The sequence below is a fragment of the Nosocomiicoccus sp. HMSC09A07 genome (genome assembly GCF_001808485.1).
Lineage (GTDB): Bacteria > Bacillota > Bacilli > Staphylococcales > Salinicoccaceae > Nosocomiicoccus > Nosocomiicoccus ampullae_A.
On the sequence record NZ_KV793644.1, the window covers coordinates 28,020 to 32,770 of the forward strand.

Annotated in this window: 2 protein-coding genes; both read left to right on the forward strand. The window is 35.8% G+C overall.

Features of this window, described 5'->3' with window-relative positions; genetic code table 11:
- The first annotated feature begins 511 nt into the window (after positions 1-511).
- Positions 512-1,447 (forward strand): cysteine synthase A, encoded by a 936-nt coding sequence (gene cysK / locus HMPREF3177_RS07515; protein ID WP_070458351.1) that lies wholly within the window; start codon positions 512-514, stop codon positions 1,445-1,447.
- Positions 1,448-1,708: 261 nt separating this feature from the next.
- On the forward strand, positions 1,709-4,751 hold a 3,043-nt coding region (locus HMPREF3177_RS07520), incomplete at its 3' end, for an SdrD B-like domain-containing protein (RefSeq protein WP_148128615.1).

Below are 4,751 nucleotides of genomic sequence, written 5' to 3' on the forward strand. Positions count from 1 at the left end.
TTTGTTAGATAAAAAAATATATTTAACAAAAAGTGATCGCCACGGGCGAAATATGTTAAATAAAATCAGATCTAACAATATACGGATATTTTTGTTAAATAAAATTTTGATAAAGAGCGTTATTACACTTTTAAGAACTGAACAGGCCTTCCGTCTCGCTAGCGATGTGGTTATTTAACAGATAATTACCGAATCTGTTAAATATATCGAGATAATTAACAAATTCTCGGGATTCAGCGCCGTTTTTGTTAGATAAAAAAATATAATTAACAAAAAGTGATCACCACTGGCGAAATATGTTAAATAAAATCAGATATCTAACAAAACCCGAAAATTTTTGTTAAATATAACCACGCAAAAGTGTATTATTAAACTTTATAAGATGAAAAATCCAATCCACCAGTAACTTCCAGTAAATCCTACCATCAACTAAGCATCACATTTGTAATTCTAGCCCTACCGTGTTATATTCATAGTTACTTACTATGAAATAAAAATAGGAGGACATTTTATGTCTAACAAAGTATTTAATAATATTACTGAAACGATTGGTAATACGCCACTCGTAAAGTTAAACAGATTAACAGATGATAATATGGCGGATGTTTACGTCAAACTAGAATTCATGAACCCTGGTTCATCGGTAAAAGATCGTATCGCTTTTGCGATGATTGAAGCTGCTGAAGAAGTAGGAAAATTAACGAAGGATACAACAATTGTAGAGCCAACAAGTGGAAACACTGGAATTGGTCTTGCGATGGTTGCTGCGAGTAAAGGGTACAAAGCAGTTTTAGTGATGCCTGACACGATGAGTAAAGAACGTCGTAATTTACTAAAAGCATACGGAGCAGAGTTAGTGCTTACTCCAGGTGCCGAAGGGATGAAAGGCGCAATTGCTAAAGCGAATGAACTTGCTGAAAAAGATGGTTACTTCATGCCACAACAATTCGAAAACCCAGCAAACCCTAAAATCCATGAAAACACAACAGGTCCAGAACTTGTGAAACAAGCGAAAAGTGCAGGATTTACGATCGATGCATTTATTGCGGGTGTTGGAACAGGTGGAACAGTAACTGGTGTTGGACACGTATTAAAAGAGCATAACAGAGACACAAAAGTTTACGCGTTAGAACCTGCAGATTCACCAGTATTATCAGGTGGAGAAGCAAGTCCACATAAATTACAAGGACTCGGTGCAGGATTCGTACCAGACACATTAGACACAGAAGTTTATGACGGTGTCGTTAAAGTAGAGAATGAAACAGCATTCGAATATGCTAGAAAATTAGCAAAAGAAGAAGGAATACTCGGAGGTATTTCATCTGGTGCAGCAGTATATGCAGCACTTGAAGAAGCGAAGAAATTAGGTAAAGGCAAAACAGTCGTTACTGTATTACCATCAAACGGTGAAAGATATCTTTCAACTCCACTATTTGATTTTGAATAATGTAGATTAGCACACTTAAACAAAAGTTTAAGTGTGTTTTTTCATTTTAAATTTACTAAATATCTCATACATATAAAAAAACATAATTTTCAGACAATATTTTATTGTGACTTATTGTATACTAAATGTAATTTGACATTTAGGGGAGAATGATAGACATCAAGAGAAATTAAGTTATTGTAAAATAAAAGCTCTATTTCAGGGCATGTCGTGGCAATTACAAAAGCACAAACGTAAAACAACATATTAAGGAGATAGCCAATGAAAAAAAGACATGATTTTTTACCCAATCGTTTAAACAAGTATTCAATCAGGAAATTTACAGTAGGTACAGGATCGATTTTAATTGGTTCAATGTTGATGTTTGGCCATAGTGCCGAAGCAAGTGAACTCGATAATGAAAACGCAAACAATTTTAACGATGAAAGGGTATCTAACGATTTAGAGTTACATAATGAAGAGTCTCAGAATGTATCATTACCCGAAGAAAATCTAGATCCACTACTTGATGACAGCAACTTAAATGAAGTAGAAGAAGCAGATGTCAATGAAACAGAATACATAGATCAAGAAGAAAATTATGAACTAGATGTTTTAAAAGATAAAGAAGCAGTTGAACAATTAGAACAACCTGAGGTTCAACTAGAAAAAGAAGACGTTGTAAATGAAAACGAGGGCCTTCAAGAGACTAATCTACCTGAGGAGAATCTTCAAGTAGAGGTAAATCTTGAAGAGGGGAAAGCTTTAGAAGCTGAAGATATTCTTGGTGCTTTAGACTTACCAGAAGGAACGACAGTCAATGAAGATGTTCATCAATTACCAGTTGCGAATGGATCGCAAGTTACTGTTAAAGTAAAACTTCCAAATGGCTCTGAACAAGAAGTTCTCGTCAACGTCAATATCCAAACTTCGCTTCAACGCCCAAATAATGCGACTAACACAGTGAATGATGTCAATCAAAACAATGATGGGGAAGTTGAACAAGTTGACGATAAAGTAACAGTCAGTAATTTAGCGGCTAAAATTGTAAAAGCATCAGGATCAGGAAATTCAGATGAGTTATCACCGAGTAAATTAGATTATCTAGAAATTAGTGGTAACTTTGAAGTCGACAATTCAGTGAAAAAAGGTGGACAATTTACATTTGACTGGGGTCAATACTTTAGACCAGGAGGACTTAATAAAGTCGTGCGTCCACAACATCTTTCATCTTCTAATGGAGAAGTTATTGCATTTGGCGAATATAATGAATTAGAAAACAAAGTTGTGTACACGTTTACAGATTACGTTGAAAGATACAGTAATGTGAGAGGTTTATTAAAGTTTGTCGCTACAGTGAATACTGCACATAAAACTGAGGATGGCCAATCATATCTATTAGACTTAGACTTTGCAGGTGAGAAACTTCAACAAGAAGTCGTAGTAAACTACGGTGTAAAAGAAGCTCTAGCTAAAGATGGTAATATGGAAAATGGCAAAGTAGTCTATAAGTATATCGAGACAGGTGTTCGTTATGTTGAAACTGATAAAAAACAAGTAACATTGACAACATATCTTAATCCACTTGCCAAGTATGACAGACAAAATAGATTGTTTGGGAACGAAGGTCCAGATTTTAAAGTTTATGGAGAAAACATCGACTTAGACAATGTTGTGCTCGAGCTGTATAAATTTAATGATCCTAAAAAATTAAATAAAAGTACAAGATTAGATGCAATTTATCATAACTATACGCCACCGCTAGATGATACAGATAAATTTACAAAAATCGAACTTGTGAAGGGTGTAGACTACATCGTTAAAGATGGTGAAGTCGTTTTATTATCAGATAAAATTCCAGTTCAAAAATATGAACGTTATGTTGTTAACGCAGTAGTATCAGCATCTGATGGCAAAGAATTAAAAGACTTAAAGGTTTTCACAACTCTAGAAGTGAAAGAAAACGATGGAGTCGTTATTGAACCGAATCCAGATGGATTTAAATTTGACGTTTCTCTTGATAATTTAACGCCTGAAGCAGTCGGTGAAGGTGAAGAGCCTCAAGTACTCGAGGTATTTACAGTGAAATCTTCTGTTTGGTTAGATAGAAACAGAGATGGTCGTAAAAATCCAGGTGAACCAGGCCTTGAGGGTGTGAAAGTTACATTATCATCAGAAAATGGTGTGATGGAAACTGTAACAGATTCTAACGGTAATTATGTCTTTGAAAACGTTGCGAATGGTACGTATACGTTAACATTTGAAAACCCAGATGGTGACAAATACGAATTATCCCGTCCAGGTGTAGTGGACTTTGTGAATACTGTAGTTGTTGATGGAAAAGATGTTCTAAATCTAGGTTTACCATTATATGCTGAAGAAGAAAGATTCACAATTGGTAGTAATGTATGGTTAGATGCAAATAGCAATGGCCAAAAAGATGCAGATGAAGAAGGACTTGCAGGTATCCAAGTACTTCTAAAAGATGCGAGTGGTCGCACAGTTCAAACGACTGTAACAGATTCAGATGGTCAGTATGGATTTTATGATCTATACGAAGGAGAGTATACTGTTGAGTTTATTGTCCCTGAAAAATTCACTTTATTAGAAAATGAATCTTCTAAAAAAGTAGTGACATTAAAAGGTGAGGATAACTTAAGTGTCGATTTAGGGTTAGTCCAAGTTGTTGAGGAAGTTAAGCCTGTATATAGCTTCTCTGAAGAAATCTTAGACTTCAATGTGGTTGCTCGTGAAAACAAGGAACTTAAAGAAGGAACAGTCGTATTAGTAACAGAAGGTAAAGAAGGACGCGTTAGAGTACTTTATGAAGTAGATCCAAATGTATCTCCAGACTTTACAGGGGATAACCATGAAGAGTTCCTAAATAATTACTTTAAAGAAGTTTCTCGACAAGTTCTTAAAGAAGCTGTTGATGCGTTAATTGAATACAATTTACCAGGTGTAGAGAAAGTTGAAGTAAATGAAAATGAAGATGGTACTTACCAACTTGTTGCTGAATATGCTGATGGAGAACCATTATCATTAACGGTTGATAACAGAAAGCCAGGACCAAAAGGTGACTCACTCCGTGTTAAGCATGAGCCAGTAGAACGTGATGGAAGAACGGGCACATTAGTAACAGTGTGGCTCGAAGATCATTTAGGTAATGTCGTTGAAGGTAGTGTCGAAGAGTTATTTATACCGGACGGTCAAGACGGTAAAGATGGCCAAGACGGTAAGGACGGCCAAGACGGTAAAGATGGCCTAGATGGCCAAGACGGCAAAGATGGTAAAGACGGTAAAGATGGCAAAGACGGCCAAGACG